Here is a 14,918-nt window from a genome sequence, read left to right on the forward strand (position 1 = left end):
CAAAAAGCGCACAAGGCACACCACGCCTCAAAGCACATTCGGAAACACTTGTTTCAGGTCTCGCCCTCCGGCGGCGTGATCAAGACCAGGGTGGCAGCCGGGAGGTCTGACGGCCAGGCCAGGCCCAGCTCTCGGGCGATCAGGAGCTTGAGGGCCAGGGTGTCGAAGAACTGGCCGGCCAGGGCCTGATGGTGGTGCTGGAGGCGCTGCAGATCGATCTCGCCCGCCTGGATCTCCAGCGTGGCGAGCAGAGCAGCGGCACCATCCTGCCCCGGCAGCAGGGCCGACTGCGCCAGGGTGTGGGCCGTGGGCAGGTCGCCCGTGAGCTCAGCCAGTCGGGCACTGACGCGCAGCCGTTCACTGAGCGCCGCCGCCGGGGCCTGCGGGCCGGCCTGCATGGCCCCGATGGCCTGGGCAGCGGCCACCCATTCGAACTGGGCCAGCAGGATTTCAACGCCTTCCCCCTCCAGCGCAGCGCGTTGCAGGGGCGTGGCGGTGCGCAGCCCCTGCTGCACGTGGGCCTGCGCCTGTGTGAAATCACCCTGCTGCCGGGCCATCCAGGCCAACCACCAGCAGGCCTGGGCCGGGCTGGCCAGAGGGTCGGCCTGCCAGGCAGGGTGCGGGGCCTTGGCCGGTGCGGCCAGGTATCGAAGCAGGCTGTGGCGCGCCAGCACCCACTCGCCAGCACGGGCCCAGGCACAGCCGGTGGTGAAGTCGAACACCGGGCCATGCAGATCGAGCATTCGTTGGCAGGCCCGCGCAGCGTCCAGCAGGCATCCCTGATTCACCCAGGCGTCAACCGCACGGGCCAGCAACTGGGGCAGAAAGGGCAACGTGCTTTGCTCGGCCACCGGCAATTGCAGGACGCGCCCCAGGGTGGCCTGCAGCAGCGCCGCCTGTTCGACCCGCTGGTGGGCCGGCAGCGACATTGCCAGCTTGAAGGCTGGGTAGAGGGCATCGGGGGCCTCCTCGTGCACCCGCTGCAGCAGGGCCAGGTTGCGTTCGCGCTTGCGTTCACGCTCGCTGGCCTGCACGTAGCCGTGATCGCACAGAGCGACGCCCGACTCAGGCCAATGGCTGCTGCCGATGGCCAGCAGGCTGTCGGCCACATCCTCGTGCACCCGGCCCTGGAAACGGATGCGGGCATCACGCCGAAACAGGCGCAGTTGCGGAAACGACTGCAACACGGCCAGGGCACGCCCGTCATGCAGTGGATTGGCCAGGTCATCAGCCGCCGCCGTGAGCAGTTGGATGGTGACCATCTGGGCCAGAACATCCTGCCGCTGCAGGGCCCACTCCAGAGCGGGCAGGCTGGCTGGGTCGAGTTGCTGGTCAGCATCCAGGCACAGCACCCAGTCGCCCGTGGCAGCTTCGAGGGCCACGTTGCGGGCACGCGCAAAGTCATCGCACCAGGCAAAGTGCAGCACCCGAGCGCCCAGGGCCTGGGCGATCGCAGGGCTGTCGTCGGTGCTGCCGGTGTCGACCACGATCAGCTCTTGCGCCAAGCCCCGCACCGAGCCCAGGGCACCGGGCAGGTTGGCAGCTTCGTCACGGACGATCATGCACACGCTCAGACGTGGGCGCTGTGAAGGCAAAGAAGTGGGCATGGCGGAGCAGGGCGGTGAAAGTGCCCCAGTCTAGAACGGTGGCCGCGCCCCGAAGCCTGGGACAGACGGCACTGTGCCGTCTTATTTGCCGATGCAGAACTTGGAAAAGATCACGCCCAGCAAATCGTCAGGCGTGAATTCGCCGGTGATCTCGTTCAGGGCGCCCTGCGCCAGGCGCAGCTCTTCGGCCAGCAGGTCCAGCGCCTGGGCCTGAGCGGCCAGACAGGCGTGGGCCTGGTCGAGGTGCGCCTGCACCCGCAACAAGGCCTGCACGTGGCGCTCGCGCGCGATGTAGACCCCCTCGGGGGCTGACTGCCAGCCGGCCATCTGCAACAGTTGCTGGCGCACCAGGTCCAGGCCCTGGCCGGTACGGGCCGACAGCCGCAAACCCGACAGTTCTCCGTCGGCCGAGTCAGCGGCCTGGTCGACCTTGTTCCAGACATGCAGCACAGGAACCCGGGCCGCCAGGGTGCTGGCCAGGGTGTCGGCAATGGCCTGATCGGCGGCCTGGTAATCGACCTGCTCGGCCCGGGTGAGGTCGTGCAAGAAAAGCACGGCATCGGCCGCGGCGATCTCGCCCCAGGCGCGCTCGATGCCGATGCGTTCCACCTCGTCCTGGCTGTCACGCAGGCCGGCGGTGTCGATCACATGGATGGGCACGCCTTCGATCTGGATGGTCTGCTCCACCTTGTCGCGGGTGGTGCCGGCAATCGGGGTGACGATGGCCAACTCAGCCCCGGCCAGGGCATTGAGCAGGGAGGACTTGCCCGCGTTGGGCTGACCTGCGATCACCACCTTGATGCCCTCACGCAGCAAGGCACCTTGGCGGGTGCGCTGTTGCACGCGTTGCAGGCTGGCACGCAGTCGGTCCAACTGGCCCTGGGCATCGGCTTTTTGCAGAAAGTCGATCTCCTCTTCGGGGAAGTCGAGCGTGGCCTCGACCAGCATGCGCAGGTGGATCAGCGCGTCGCGCAGTTGTTGTACCTCACGCGAGAACTCGCCCGACAGCGATCGCCCGGCGCTGCGGGCGGCGGCTTCGGTGCTGGCGTCGATCAGGTCGGCGATGGCCTCGGCCTGGGCCAGGTCGATCTTGTCGTTCAGGAAGGCCCGCTGGGTGAATTCGCCCGGCTGCGCCACCCGCAGGCCCGGCAGGCGTGCGCGTCCGATGGCAGGGTCGGTCTCGGCGGCAGCCTGAAGGCAGCGTGCCAACAGCAGCTGCAGCACCACCGTGCCGCCGTGCGCCTGCAGCTCCAGCACGTCTTCGCCGGTATAGGAGTGGGGCGCCGGAAAGTGCAGCGCCAGGCCATGGTCAATGGGCTGCCCCTGCGCATCGCGCAAGGGCAGGTAGGTGGCCTCGCGGGGGCGCAAGGCGCGCCCGCACAGGGCCTGCACCAGCGGCCTGACGTCGGGGCCGCTGATGCGCACGATGCCCACCGCCCCGCGCCCGGGGGCGGTGGCAATGGCAACGATGGGGTCGGATTGGCGGGCCAGCATGGCGGGGCTCCTTCATCAAAAAAGGCCGGCCAACTTGCGCTGGACGGCCTCGATCGAACCGAAGTTCAGGGCTGGGCTCAGTTCACGCCGAGCCGCTTGTTGATCACCCATTGCTGGGCGATGGACAGGATGTTGTTGGTGATCCAGTACATCACCAGACCGGCCGGGAAGGCAAAGAACATCACGCTGAAGACCAGGGGCATGATCCACATCATCTTGGCCTGCATCGGATCCGGCGGGGTGGGGTTGAGCCAGGTCTGCAGCAGCGAGGTGCCGGTCATGATGACGGGCAGGATGTACAGCGGGTCTTTGGCCGACAGGTCAGTGATCCACAGAATCCAGGGCGCATTGCGCATCTCGACACTGGAAAGCAGCACCCAGTACAGCGCAATGAACACCGGGATCTGGATCATGATGGGGAAGCAGCCCCCCATGGGGTTGACCTTTTCCTCGCGGTAGATGCGCATCATCTCCTGCTGCATCTGCTGCGGCTTGTCTTTCAGGCGCTCACGCATCTCGGTGATCTTGGGGTTGATCGCCTTCATCTTGGCCATGCTCGAATAGGCCTTGGCGTTGAGCCAGAAGAACGCCGCCTTCAGCAGCACCACCAGACCCACGATCGACCAGCCCCAGTTGCCCAGCAGGCCATGAATCTTGTCGAGCAGCCAGTACAGCGGCTTGGCCAGGATGGTCAGCCAGCCGTAATCCTTGACCAGTTCCAGGCCAGGGCTCAGGGCTTCGAGTTTCTTTTCTTCCTCAGGGCCGGCATAGAAGCGGGCGTCCAGCGACTGGCTGGCGCCTGGCGCGATGCTGGGCAGGGTGGTGATCATGCCCACCGAATACAGGTTGGTGTCCACCTTGCGCATGAACAGGTCGCGCTGCACACCATCCGCCAGCAGCCAGGCGCTGGCAAAGTAATGCTGCACCATGGCGACGTAACCATTGGCCGACTCTTTCTGGATGTCGGCCTTGCCGTTTTCGATGTCCTTGAACTCGACCTTCTGGTACTTCTTGGCTTCGGTGTATGCAGCCGGGCCGGTGAAGGTGGAATAGAACGAGGATTCGCCTGGCGGCTTGTTGCCATCGCGCACCAGCTGGAAGTAGATCTGCGGGGTCACAGCGGCGCTGCCGGTGTTCTGCACTTCGTGCTTCACAGCCAGGTCGTAGGCGCCACGGCGCAGGGTGTAGGTCTTGATCAGCTTCACGCCGCCCAGGTCAGGCGACTCAAAGCGCACGGTCAGCTCGCTCTCGCCGTCCTTGAGGGTGCGCGGGCCGGGCACGACGTTCATCGGGGTCTTGTGGGTGGGGAAACCGCCACCGATCAGGCCCGTCTGGGCCACGTAGACGCGGTCCCTGCTGTCGTCCAGCAAGACCACAGACCGGTCCTTGTGCTCAACGTCCGAATACTTCAACAGCTCGGCCTTGACCAGCGAACCACCCTCGCTGTCAAAGGTCAGCTTGAAGACGTCCGTGGTGACCTCGACCGACTGACGGGGCGCCGGTGCAGCCACCGTGCCAGCAGCCGGCAACTGAGCCGTTGCGTTGCTGACGCTGGTGGGCACAGCCGCACTGCCAGCCACCGCGGGCTTGGCCGCGCCTTCTGCCGCAGCCGTGGCCGCGGGGGCGCTGCTCGGGAAGAACATGGCCTTGTTGCCGTTGTGGACTTGCCATTTGTCCCACAACAGGACCATGGAGAACCCGAAGATCACCCACAAGATGGTGCGGCGAATGTCGTTCATGAAGACTTCTTTTGCGAAGAATGTTGGGAAATGGGGGCACAAGCAGAGACGCCCCCCAGCCTGAACAGCCGGGGACGTTCGGCGGGGACCGGATCGGCTCCACCGGCACACCAGGGGTGGCAGCGTACCAGACGCCGCAGGGTCAGGTAACTGCCGGCCGCAGCACCGTGCTGCTCAAGGGCCTGCAATGAATAGACAGAACAGGTCGGCTCGAAGCGGCAGGCAGAGCCCAGCCAAGGGCTCAACAGCAGGCGATACGCGCGAACCAGACCGATCAGCACACGCTTCATCATCATGCAACTCCTGGCTCACCCGCGGCTGAAGCAGGGGCCAAAGTCGCCGCGCGAGACGGCGAGACACATGCGCGCCGAAACAGCTGATTCAGCTCGGCACGCACGGCTTGGCGCAGTACATCGGAAGTGGCGCTGACAAATTGCTTGCGGTCAAAGCTGGAGCGCAAACGCACCACATGGGCGGCAACCATCAGGCGAGGCTCGAATTCCGCCCCCAGCGCGTAAATCTGGCGCTTGATGGTGTTGCGGGTCACGGCCCGCTTGGCCCAGCGCTTGGGCACCATGGCGCCAAGCCAGGGCTGCCCCGAAACGGAGCCAGGAACGACAAAAAGAGCCTGATCATTTCGCACTGGCGAAACATCAGGCCCTTCTTGAGGCCGAACCGTCGACGCCGCAGCGTCGGCGGAGAGCACCAGGCGGTGCAAAGCAAAGTGCGGTGTGCGAGACACCGTACCACCCGCCATCGCGGCCTGGAACTGCGGACGGGTTTTCAGCCGTTGCACGAGAGCAGCCCGGAGTTCACCAGGCAATGCGCCTGGCTTAGACAGCCAGACGCTTGCGGCCCTTGGCGCGGCGTGCGTTGATCACGGCACGACCACCACGGGTCTTCATGCGGACCAGGAAGCCATGGGTGCGGGCGCGACGGATTTTGGAAGGTTGGTAAGTGCGTTTCATGATGAATTCCTAGAGGTTCAGTTCTGGCCATTCGTTCATGCACTGCTCGTGCAACGCCGTCAAACCTGCGCCTGACAACCTTGCTGCAAACCGCGCCCAAACCAGGGGCCTTGTTCTAATCGCCCGACCGAAGCAACTACCGTAGCAGCTACCGCATTCGGGGAAACCCATGATTATCGCAACATTTCATGACCGCGACAAGTACAAGCACATTTTGAAGGTCTTTGCCAGTTGCCGCCATGCCGTGATCCGAGGGCAGGGGCTTCAGCGCTTCAGGTTGTGGATAACCATTTGACAAACTAGAATCCAGCCCGCTGTCCGCAATTGACTATCCACAGAAAACAGACCAAGAATGACCGAGGGAAACCTGAACAGCGCCACCGAGAGCGCATCCCCGAACGCAGGACACAGCCTCTGGCAGGCATGTATCGAGCAACTCGCCCAAGAACTGCCTGAACAGCAATTCAACACCTGGATCAAGCCCCTGGTGGCCCAGGCTCCGGACGACCTGTCCAAGATCACCATCTACGTTGCCAACCGCTTCAAGCTCGACTGGATCCGCGCCCAATACGCCAGCCGCATCGCCCAGATGCTGGAGCGCCTGTATGGCCAAGCCGTCCCCATCGAGTTAGCGCTCACTCAGCGAGAACCCGCGGCCAGAGCTTATTCTGCGCCCACTGCATCGATGGCCTCCGAGCCTCAGCAAGCCCCTGAGCCGACCGCTCCCAGCGAAGACCCGGGCGCCGGCACCTTCAAGAACCGACTCAACGCGGCCCTGACTTTCGACACCCTGGTGGAAGGCACGGCCAACCGCATGGCACGGGCCGCCGCCATGCACGTCGCCGGCACGCCGGGCCACCTCTACAACCCCCTGTTCATCTATGGTGGCGTGGGCCTGGGCAAGACCCATTTGATGCATGCGGTGGGCAACCGCCTGCTGGCCGACAAGCCAGACTCGAAAGTTCTCTACATCCATGCCGAGCAATTCGTGTCGGATGTGGTTAAAGCCTATCAGCGCAAGGCTTTTGACGAGTTCAAGGAGCGCTACCACTCGCTCGATCTGCTGTTGATCGATGACGTGCAGTTCTTCGCCAACAAGGACCGCACGCAAGAGGAATTCTTCAACGCCTTCGAAGCCTTGCTGGCCAAGAAATCACACATCGTGATGACCAGCGACACCTACCCCAAGGGTCTGGCGGATATCCACGAGCGCCTCGTCTCACGCTTCGACTCGGGCCTGACCGTGGCCATCGAGCCCCCTGAGCTCGAAATGCGGGTGGCGATCCTGATCAACAAATCACGCGCCGAAGGCACCGAAATGCCCGAAGAAGTGGCGTTCTTTGTGGCCAAGAACGTGCGCTCCAACGTGCGTGAACTCGAAGGCGCACTGCGCAAGATCCTGGCTTACTCGCGTTTCAACCAGAAGGAAATCTCGATCCAGCTGGCCCGCGAGGCCCTGCGCGACCTGCTGTCAATCCAGAACCGCCAGATCAGTGTCGAGAACATCCAGAAGACCGTCGCCGATTACTACAAGATCAAAGTGGCCGACATGTACAGCAAGAAGCGCCCGGCCAGCATCGCCCGCCCGCGCCAGATCGCCATGTACCTGGCCAAAGAATTGACCCAGAAGAGCCTGCCCGAGATCGGTGAGCTGTTCGGTGGCCGCGACCACACCACCGTGCTGCACGCGGTGCGCAAGATTTCGGGCGAGCGCCAGCAGCTGACCGAACTCAACCAGCAGCTTCACGTGCTGGAGCAAACCCTGAAGGGCTGATGTGATGAAATGCGCACCGGGCCAAGGCGTGCCCCCAGAAGCCCGAACAAGCGGGGCCTTGACTCAAAAACGCCCCGAAAAACGGTGAAAATGGCGTGTTTCCAGGGAGGGCCTCGGGTCGGTGCTGTGCCGAACCGCCCCGGCACCGGAATGTCGCTTGAAGCTGCTACAAAGAATTTGAACTAGAGGTTGACATGATCGTCCTGAAGGCCACACAAGACAAAGTCCTGTCGGTTCTGCAATCGGTTGCAGGCATTGTCGAGCGCCGCCACACCCTGCCCATCCTCGCCAACGTGCTGATCCGCAAGACCGGCAGCGCGCTGCAACTGACCACGAGCGATCTGGAAATCCAGATCCGCACCACCGCCGAGCTTGACGGTGATGCCGGCAACTTCACCACCACCGTGGGGGCTCGCAAGCTGATCGACATCCTGCGCACCATGCCGGGCGATCAGACCGTGAGCCTGGAGTCCAGCCAGAACAAGCTCATTCTCAAGGGTGGCAAGAGCCGTTTCACTCTGCAGACCCTGCCGGCAGAAGACTTCCCGCTGGTGCAAGAGGCCGCCAACTTCGGCCCCGAGTTCAGCGTGCCGCAAAAGACACTCAAGAGCCTGCTGGGTCAGGTGTCCTTTGCCATGGCCGTGCACGACATCCGCTACTACCTCAATGGCATCTTGTTCGTTGCCGAGGGCAAGACCCTGAGCCTGGTCGCCACCGATGGCCACCGCCTGGCCTTCGCCTCGGCCACCCTGGACGTGGAAGTGCCCAAGCAGGAAGTGATCCTGCCGCGCAAGACCGTGCTCGAACTGCAACGCCTGCTGTCCGATGCCGAAGGTGGCATCGAGATGCAGTTTGCCAACAACCAGGCCAAATTCAGCTTCGACGGCATGGAGTTCGTCACCAAGCTGGTCGAGGGCAAGTTCCCCGACTACAACCGGGTGATCCCCAAGGGCCACCGCAACAGCCTGACCCTGGGCCGCACCACCTTGCTGGCCAGCCTGCAGCGCACCGCCATTCTGACCAGCGACAAGTTCAAGGGCGTGCGCCTGAACCTCGAGCCTGGCACCCTGCGCATTGCCTCCAGCAACGCCGAACAGGAAGAAGCGGTCGACGAACTCGACATCGACTACGGCGGCGACACCATCGAGATCGGGTTCAACGTCACCTACCTGATCGATGCCCTGGGCAACATGGACCAGGACATGGTGAAGATCGAGCTGTCCGACTCCAACAGCTCGGCCCTGGTCACCATCCCCGAAAACGACAGCTTCAAGTACGTGGTGATGCCGATGCGCATCTGAGGCCCCTCCAGCAGAACCAAGGCCTTGCGCACAACGCCACAACCCTGAACCCGACCCGCGCTGAACCAGCTGTGTTCTGCGCGGGTTTGGTCCATCAAGAGATTGAGAAAAACGCACCATGACCGAACCAAACAAGCCGCTGTCCGACGCTGAAACCAGCTCCAACGAAGCCTTCAGCGACCTGCCGCAAACCAAGATCGACACCAACCAGGCAGGGGCGTCCGAGGGCTATGGCGAAGGCGCCATCCAGATCCTCGAAGGCCTGGAGGCCGTGCGCAAGCGGCCCGGCATGTACATCGGCGACACCTCGGACGGCACCGGCCTGCACCACCTGGTGTTCGAAGTGGTCGACAACTCGATCGACGAGGCCCTGGCCGGCCACTGCGACGACATCGTCGTCACCATCCACAGCGACAACTCGATCAGCGTCACCGACAACGGCCGCGGCATCCCGACCGGCGTCAAGATGGACGACAAGCACGAGCCCAAGCGCAGTGCCGCCGAAATCGCCCTGACCGAGCTGCATGCTGGCGGCAAGTTCAACCAGAACAGCTACAAGGTGTCGGGCGGTCTGCACGGCGTGGGCGTGAGCTGCGTGAACGCCCTGTCCAAGTGGCTGCGTCTCACCGTGCGCCGCGAAGGCAAGGTGCATGAGATCGAATTCGCCAAGGGCTTTGTGCAGCACCGCCTGCTCGAGACCGTCGACGGCTTCGAGGTCTCGCCCATGAAGGTCACCGGCGCCACCGAGAAGCGCGGCACCGAGGTGCACTTCCTGCCCGACACCGAGATCTTTCAGCAAAACAACGATTTCCACTACGAAATCCTGTCCAAACGCCTGCGCGAGCTCAGCTTCCTGAACAACGGCGTGCGCATCCGCCTGAAAGACGAGCGCAGCGGCAAGGAAGACGACTTCTCGGGCGCTGGCGGCGTGCGTGGCTTTGTTGAATTCATCAACAAGGGCAAGCAGGTCCTGCACCCCAACATCTTCTACGCCCACGGCGAACGCCCCGCCGAGACCTACGGCGGCATTGCCGGCACCCACATCGGGGTGGAAGTGGCCATGCAGTGGAACAGCGGCTACAACGAAAGCGTGCTCTGCTTCACCAACAACATCCCTCAGCGTGACGGTGGCACCCACCTCACCGGTCTGCGCGCGGCCATGACCCGCGTCATCAACAAGTACATCGAAGAGCAGGAATTGGCCAAGAAAGCCAAGGTCGAGGTCAGCGGTGACGACATGCGTGAAGGCCTTTGCTGCGTGCTCAGCGTCAAGGTGCCTGAGCCCAAGTTCAGCAGCCAGACCAAAGACAAGCTGGTGTCCAGCGAAGTGCGCGCTCCGGTCGAAGACATCGTCAGCAAGCTCCTCACTGACTACCTGCAAGAGCGCCCCAACGACGCCAAGATCATCTGCGGCAAGATCATCGAAGCCGCCCGCGCCCGTGAAGCCGCCCGCAAGGCCCGCGAAATGACCCGCCGCAAGGGTGTGCTCGACGGCATGGGCCTGCCCGGCAAACTGGCCGACTGCCAGGAAAAAGACCCCGCGATGTGCGAAATCTACATCGTCGAGGGCGACTCCGCCGGCGGCTCGGCCAAGCAAGGCCGCGACCGTAAGTTCCAGGCCATCCTGCCCCTGCGCGGCAAGATCCTGAACGTCGAAAAGGCCCGCTACGAGAAGCTGCTCACCAGCAACGAAATCCTCACGCTCATCACGGCCCTGGGCACCGGCATCGGCAAGGCCGGTGGCAACACCGGCGGAGACGACTTCAACGTCGCCAAGCTGCGCTACCACCGCATCATCATCATGACCGATGCCGACGTCGACGGCGCCCACATCCGCACCTTGCTGCTCACCTTCTTCTACCGCCAGATGCCTGAGTTGGTCGAGCGTGGCCACATCTACATCGCCCAGCCGCCGCTCTACAAAGTCAAGGCCGGCAAGGAAGAGCTGTACCTCAAGGACGGCCCGGCACTCGACGGCTTCCTGCTGCGCATCGCCCTCAAGGATGCCAGCATCAGCACCGGTGGCGCAGCCCCGCAAACCCTCAACGGCGACACCCTGGCCGAACTGGCCCGCAAGCACCAGATCGCAGAAAGTGTGATCGCCCGCCTGAGCAATTTCATGGACGCCGAGGCCCTGCGCGCCATCGCCGACGGTGTGGCCCTGAACCTCGACAGCGTGGCCGACGCCGAAGCCAGCGCCGTGACCCTGCAAGCCAAGCTGCGCGAACTGACCACCACCGGCGTGCCCGCCGAAGTGGCCGGCGAGTTCGACGCCCGCACCGACAAGCCAGTGCTGCGCATCAGCCGCCGCCACCACGGCAACATCAAGAGCAGCGTGCTCACGCAAGACTTTGTGCGCGGCGCCGACTACGCCGCCCTGGCCGAAGCCGCCGAAACCTTCAAGGGCCTGCTCTCCGAAGGCGCCAAGGCCACCCGTGGCGAAGGCGAACGCCAGAAGGAAGAAAAGGTCAGCGACTTCCGCCAGGCCATGAAGTGGCTCATCGCCGAAGCCGAACGCACCACCAGCCGCCAGCGCTACAAGGGCCTGGGCGAGATGAACCCCGAGCAGCTCTGGGAAACCACCATGGACCCCAACGTGCGCCGCCTGCTGCGCGTGCAGATCGACGACGCCATCGAGGCCGATCGCGTCTTCACCATGCTCATGGGCGACGAGGTGGAGCCGCGCCGCGACTTCATCGAGACCAACGCGCTGCGGGCGGGGAATATTGACGTTTGAGACGTCTGCTCACGCACCCAATGCAAGCCAAGGCCAGTCCCTGAAACGCTTGCGCCCAAAAAAGTGAAATGGCCCGGAATCACCGGGCCATTTTTTTGTTTGGGACGGTGTTCGCGCGCACGCGAGCCTAGCGCCGCTCCAGCACCAAGCGGGTGGCCAATCCCGCCAACACGGTGCCCATCAACCAACGTTGAACCCTTTGCCAACGGGGCCGGGTGGCGAGAAAGACGGCCATCGAGCCCGCCAACAGGGCCACCATGGCATTGACGCTGAGGCTCACCACGATCTGAGTGAAGCCCAGCACCAGGGATTGCAGCAGCGGGCTGCCATGTTCGGGCTGGATGAACTGCGGCAGCATGGACAGGTAGATCATCGCGATCTTGGGGTTGAGCAAGTTGGTGAGGAACCCCATGGTGAACAGCTTTCGCGGGCTGTCCTTGGGCAACTGGCGTATCTCGAAGGGTGAGCGCCCGCCGGGCCGGATGGCCTGCCAGGCGAGGTAGAAAAGATAGACAGCACCGCCCATCCTCAAGGCGTCATAGGCATAAGGCACCGCCATCAGCAAGGCCGTGATCCCGAATGCAGCGAACACCATGTAGAACACAAAGCCGAGAGCGACCCCGCCCAGGGAGATCAGGCCGGCGCCCCGCCCCTGGCAGATGGAGCGCGAAATGATGTAGACCATGTTCGGCCCGGGTGTGAGCGCCATGCCCAACGAGATCAGGCCGAAGGCAAACAAACTGGCAATTTCTGGCATGGGCAGGTCCTGTGTCGAGGCAAAACGCTCAAGGTTGGGTATGCCCCCAAGGATAGGGACAGCCCCAGCACCTGAAAAGATACAGATCCAAGCGGATGGGTGCGATACAGAAGCCCGATTCGCCAACACAGACCGGAGACAAGGCCCTGCAGCGTTTGTCACCTCACTGGCACTGTGCTGTAATAAATTGCAGGTTGGGCACGACTCACGCGAGACAAGCGTCGGCCCGACGGCGTCGCACGACGCCGGCTGTGACGCCCACCAGGAGCCCATGCATGCCGCCTTTCTCGCCCACCGCCGTGGATCAGCCCGGCGAAGACGCCTATTGGTCTGCGCGACAAAATTCCATTGAACGCTACCAGGCCGTGCGGCAGCGCAGCCTGGCCTTGTGCAAAGACCTGGGTGCCGAGGACCTGTGCGTCCAGTCGATGCCGGATGCCAGCCCTGTCAAATGGCATCTTGGGCACGTGAGCTGGTTTTTTGAAGCCGTGGTGCTGCTGCCCAACGAGCCCGGCAGCAGGCCCTATGACGAGCGCTTTCTGCGCCTGTTCAACAGCTACTACGAAGCGCTGGGGCCGCGCCACCCCAGGCCGCAACGCGGCTTGCTGACTCGGCCCGACCTGGCCGAGGTGCTGGCCTACCGCCAACATGTTGATCGGGCCATGCTGGCGTTCATGCAGGGCTGCGAGCCCAGCACCTGGCAACAGGCTTGGCCTCTGATCGAGCTGGGCCTGCACCACGAGCAGCAGCACCAAGAACTGATGCTGACCGACCTGCTGCACGCATTCTCGTGCAACCCCCTGCTGCCGCGATGGTTTCAAGAGGCCCCAGCCCGCGCTGACAGGGCCATCGCGGCTGGGCCCGCCTGGCAGCGGCTGGAGGAGGGGATGGTCGCCATCGGGGCCGGTGAACAGGGCTTTCATTTTGACAACGAAGGCCCGCGCCACCAGGTTTGGTTGCAGGGCTTCGAGATCGCGACCCGCTTGGTGAGTTGCGGCGATTTTCTGGCCTTCATCGAGGATGGCGGCTACCAGCGTCCGGGCCTGTGGCTGTCGGATGGCTGGGCCACTGTTCAGGCCCAGGGCTGGACGCAGCCGCCTTACTGGCTGGCGCCCGGCGATGCCAGAGCCCCCGCTCCCCACTGGCAGGTTTTTGGTTTGCACGGCGTGCAGGCCTTGGACCCGAACGCCCCGGTCAGCCATGTGAGCTTCTATGAGGCGGCGGCCTATGCCGAGTGGGCCGGGGCCCGGCTGCCTACCGAATTCGAATGGGAGGCCGCCAGCACATCGGCGGCCTGCCAAGACTTGCAGGGTCAGGTCTGGCAGTGGACCCGATCGGCCTACCACCCCTATCCCGGCTTCAAGCCCCTGAGCGGTGCGGTGGGCGAGTACAACGGCAAATTCATGGTGGGTCAACTGGTGCTGCGCGGCAGCAGTCAGGCCACGCCACCCGACCATGCCCGGCACACGTACCGCAATTTCTTTCCGCCGGCCGCACGCTGGCAATTCAGTGGCCTGAGGCTGGCGCGCGACCTGCAGAGTGCCTCAGAGGGGACTGCATCATGAGCTTGTTCTCACCGCCAGCGCCGGCCCCGACGCCCTCCCCCGAGGCCATGGCCTTTGCCGCCGACCTGCACACCGCGCTGCGTGGCACGCCGCGGCAGATTTCGCCCAAGTACTTTTACGATGCGGCCGGCTCGGCGCTGTTCGACGCCATTTGCGACCTGCCAGAGTACTACCCCACCCGCACGGAGCACCAGATCCTGCAGCGCTGCGGGCACGAAATGGCCGCGCACATCGGTCACTCCGTCGAACTGATTGAATTTGGTGCCGGCTCTTGCATCAAAGTACAGGCCTTGCTCGACCACATGCGCACAGGCCTGCGGGACCTGCGCTACTGCCCCGTCGATATTTCGGGGGAGCACCTGGCGGTGTCCACCGCCAGGCTGGCCCGTCGGTACCCAGGCATAGCCATCTGCCCGGTGGTGGCCGACTACACCACCGAACTGCGCCTGCCCGACCCCGGGCCGCGCCGCCGCGTGGGCTTTTTCCCGGGCTCGACACTGGGCAATTTCACCCCGGATGAAGCGCAACAGTTCTTCCGCCAGGCGGCCGATTTGCTGCGCGGTGGTGCCTTGCTGATCGGCGTCGACCTCATCAAACACCCTGATCGCCTGCATGCGGCCTACAACGATCGCCAGGGCGTCACGGCCGCCTTCAACAAAAACCTGTTGCTGCGGGCCAACCGGGAGCTGGGCTGCAACTTCGATCTGGAACAATTCGATCACAGCGCTTTCTACAACGCGCCGCTGCAACGCATCGAGATGCACCTGGTGAGCCGGTGCCAACAAACCGTTGAATTGCAGCAGCAACGCTACCGCTTCGAGCAAGGGCAGACCTTGCACACTGAAAATTCGTACAAATTCACCATTGACGGCCTGCGTCATCTGGCGGCCCAGGCGGGCTGGCAGCCTGGCACCGTCTGGACCGATCCCGAACAACTCTTCAGCCTGCATTGGCTGACCGCTCCCTGAAAGGAAAC

At 63.8% G+C, this 14,918-nt stretch carries 12 protein-coding genes; 5 read left to right on the forward strand and 7 right to left on the reverse strand.

The window, feature by feature from the left end; genetic code table 11:
* Window positions 1-53: 53 nt before the first annotated feature.
* The 6 genes from AC3WUT_RS18685 to rpmH form a co-directional block, all read right to left on the reverse strand.
* Complete coding sequence (locus AC3WUT_RS18685; protein ID WP_492348582.1) at window positions 54-1,562, reverse strand: glycosyltransferase family 2 protein; 1,509 nt, start codon at window positions 1,560-1,562, stop codon at window positions 54-56.
* A 126-nt stretch (window positions 1,563-1,688) separates the two neighbouring features.
* On the reverse strand, window positions 1,689-3,101 hold the full coding sequence (gene mnmE / locus AC3WUT_RS18690) for a tRNA uridine-5-carboxymethylaminomethyl(34) synthesis GTPase MnmE (RefSeq protein ID WP_492348583.1): 1,413 nt from the start codon (window positions 3,099-3,101) through the stop codon (window positions 1,689-1,691).
* 77 nt (window positions 3,102-3,178) lie between these two features.
* On the reverse strand, window positions 3,179-4,840 hold the full coding sequence (gene yidC, locus AC3WUT_RS18695; RefSeq protein WP_492348584.1) for a membrane protein insertase YidC: 1,662 nt from the start codon (window positions 4,838-4,840) through the stop codon (window positions 3,179-3,181).
* Window positions 4,837-5,133, reverse strand: a complete 297-nt coding sequence (yidD, locus tag AC3WUT_RS18700) for a membrane protein insertion efficiency factor YidD (protein ID WP_492348642.1) — start codon at window positions 5,131-5,133, stop codon at window positions 4,837-4,839. The genes yidC and yidD overlap by 4 nt, the downstream gene beginning before the upstream one ends.
* Window positions 5,133-5,636 carry a ribonuclease P protein component gene (locus AC3WUT_RS18705; protein ID WP_492348585.1) on the reverse strand — a complete coding sequence of 168 codons (504 nt, stop codon included), beginning with the start codon at window positions 5,634-5,636 and terminating at the stop codon, window positions 5,133-5,135. Before AC3WUT_RS18705 ends, yidD begins: the two co-directional genes overlap by 1 nt.
* Window positions 5,637-5,673: 37 nt before the next feature.
* Window positions 5,674-5,808 (reverse strand): 50S ribosomal protein L34, encoded by a 135-nt coding sequence (gene rpmH, locus AC3WUT_RS18710; RefSeq protein WP_006299042.1) that lies wholly within the window; start codon window positions 5,806-5,808, stop codon window positions 5,674-5,676.
* 352 nt (window positions 5,809-6,160) lie between these two features.
* On the opposite strand from rpmH, the gene dnaA reads away from it, so the two are divergent.
* From dnaA to gyrB, 3 genes are all read left to right on the forward strand, one after another.
* Window positions 6,161-7,582 carry a chromosomal replication initiator protein DnaA gene (dnaA, locus tag AC3WUT_RS18715; RefSeq protein WP_492348586.1) on the forward strand — a complete coding sequence of 474 codons (1,422 nt, stop codon included), beginning with the start codon at window positions 6,161-6,163 and terminating at the stop codon, window positions 7,580-7,582.
* A 194-nt stretch (window positions 7,583-7,776) separates the two neighbouring features.
* Window positions 7,777-8,883 carry a DNA polymerase III subunit beta gene (dnaN, locus tag AC3WUT_RS18720; protein WP_492348587.1) on the forward strand — a complete coding sequence of 369 codons (1,107 nt, stop codon included), beginning with the start codon at window positions 7,777-7,779 and terminating at the stop codon, window positions 8,881-8,883.
* A 118-nt stretch (window positions 8,884-9,001) separates the two neighbouring features.
* Window positions 9,002-11,620 (forward strand): DNA topoisomerase (ATP-hydrolyzing) subunit B, encoded by a 2,619-nt coding sequence (gene gyrB / locus AC3WUT_RS18725; RefSeq protein WP_492348588.1) that lies wholly within the window; start codon window positions 9,002-9,004, stop codon window positions 11,618-11,620.
* A 127-nt stretch (window positions 11,621-11,747) separates the two neighbouring features.
* On the opposite strand, the gene AC3WUT_RS18730 is transcribed toward gyrB, so the two are convergent.
* Window positions 11,748-12,377, reverse strand: a complete 630-nt coding sequence (locus AC3WUT_RS18730; RefSeq protein WP_492348589.1) for a LysE family translocator — start codon at window positions 12,375-12,377, stop codon at window positions 11,748-11,750.
* 275 nt (window positions 12,378-12,652) lie between these two features.
* Here AC3WUT_RS18730 and egtB point away from each other — a divergent pair, with 275 nt between their 5' ends.
* Together egtB and egtD are read left to right on the forward strand one after the other, a co-directional pair.
* On the forward strand, window positions 12,653-13,942 hold the full coding sequence (gene egtB / locus AC3WUT_RS18735) for an ergothioneine biosynthesis protein EgtB (protein WP_492348590.1): 1,290 nt from the start codon (window positions 12,653-12,655) through the stop codon (window positions 13,940-13,942).
* Window positions 13,939-14,910, forward strand: a complete 972-nt coding sequence (gene egtD, locus AC3WUT_RS18740) for an L-histidine N(alpha)-methyltransferase (RefSeq protein WP_492348591.1) — start codon at window positions 13,939-13,941, stop codon at window positions 14,908-14,910. Before egtB ends, egtD begins: the two co-directional genes overlap by 4 nt.
* Window positions 14,911-14,918 lie beyond the last annotated feature (8 nt).

The sequence above is a fragment of the Curvibacter sp. EU05-FHT14A10 genome (assembly GCF_058791075.1).

Excerpts from the sequence above, each read along its gene's own strand:
- mnmE (WP_492348583.1), bottom strand. The coding sequence starts at position 3,101 with ATGCTGGCCCGCCAATCCGACCCCATCGTTGCCATTGCCACCGCCCCC.
- AC3WUT_RS18685 (WP_492348582.1), bottom strand. The coding sequence starts at position 1,562 with ATGATCGTCCGTGACGAAGCTGCCAACCTGCCCGGTGCCCTGGGCTCG.
- yidD (WP_492348642.1), bottom strand. The coding sequence starts at position 5,133 with ATGATGAAGCGTGTGCTGATCGGTCTGGTTCGCGCGTATCGCCTGCTG.
- yidC (WP_492348584.1), bottom strand. The coding sequence starts at position 4,840 with ATGAACGACATTCGCCGCACCATCTTGTGGGTGATCTTCGGGTTCTCC.
- dnaA (WP_492348586.1), top strand. The coding sequence starts at position 6,161 with ATGACCGAGGGAAACCTGAACAGCGCCACCGAGAGCGCATCCCCGAAC.
- egtD (WP_492348591.1), top strand. The coding sequence starts at position 13,939 with ATGAGCTTGTTCTCACCGCCAGCGCCGGCCCCGACGCCCTCCCCCGAG.
- dnaN (WP_492348587.1), top strand. The coding sequence starts at position 7,777 with ATGATCGTCCTGAAGGCCACACAAGACAAAGTCCTGTCGGTTCTGCAA.
- AC3WUT_RS18730 (WP_492348589.1), bottom strand. The coding sequence starts at position 12,377 with ATGCCAGAAATTGCCAGTTTGTTTGCCTTCGGCCTGATCTCGTTGGGC.
- gyrB (WP_492348588.1), top strand. The coding sequence starts at position 9,002 with ATGACCGAACCAAACAAGCCGCTGTCCGACGCTGAAACCAGCTCCAAC.
- rpmH (WP_006299042.1), bottom strand. The coding sequence starts at position 5,808 with ATGAAACGCACTTACCAACCTTCCAAAATCCGTCGCGCCCGCACCCAT.
- egtB (WP_492348590.1), top strand. The coding sequence starts at position 12,653 with ATGCCGCCTTTCTCGCCCACCGCCGTGGATCAGCCCGGCGAAGACGCC.